Origin of the sequence: Streptomyces capoamus (assembly GCF_014654935.1) — a bacterium.
Classification (GTDB): domain Bacteria; phylum Actinomycetota; class Actinomycetes; order Streptomycetales; family Streptomycetaceae; genus Streptomyces; species Streptomyces capoamus.
In genome coordinates this window covers 1-676 of the sequence record NZ_BNBF01000050.1, presented here as the reverse complement: position 1 = coordinate 676, position 676 = coordinate 1, and the positions used below count along the sequence as shown (strand labels likewise).

Here is a 676-nt window from a genome sequence, read left to right as displayed (position 1 = left end):
CGGTGACGGCCGCCGGCTGGTTCCGGCTGAACGGCATGTGGCCCGCCCGGCAGGGCATCGCGCTGGCCTTCGCGGGCGCGCTGACGGCCGACGTGGCGGTCCTCGCGGCCGGGCGGGACCACGCCCTCGTCGCCATCCTCGGCCCGCTCGGCCTGTGGGTCCTGCTCTCCCTCGTCCTGCAGCTGCGCTCCCACGCCTCGCCGGACGAGCGGATGTACGGCCTGATGGCCACGGTCACCTCCGCGGCGCTCTCGGTCCTGGCCACCGGCTACCTGGCCGCCGACCCGCACGCGGTCTCGACCGGCGCGGCGGCCGTGGCGGTCGCCGTCCTGGCCCGCGCCCTGCCCCTGCCCACCCCGGCCTCGGTCCTGGTGGCCCTGCTGGCGGCGGCGGGCGCGGGCATCGCGGCGGGCAACCTGACCGGCCTCGGCGCGGAGGGTGCCCTGCTGGGCGCCGCCGCCGGGGCGTGCGCCCTGATCGGGCACCGGGTCGCCGCCTACGACTACCCGTCCCGCTTCGTCCACTTCACCGCGGGCGTGGCCCTGCCGTTGTCGGCGGCGGCCCCGGTGGTGTGGGTACTGGGCCGCGCGCTGGGCTAAGGCGTGTCTTTCGGATCAGCCCGACTCGGATCGGCGGTGCCTTGTCGGTGCCGGTGAGCGGGGCTCGGTGCGTGCGG

At 77.7% G+C, this 676-nt stretch carries 1 pseudogene; it reads left to right on the top strand.

Annotated elements, in window-relative coordinates:
• Positions 1 to 599, top strand: a pseudogene (locus IE312_RS43555) (hypothetical protein); the annotation flags it as partial.
• Positions 600 to 676 lie beyond the last annotated feature (77 nt).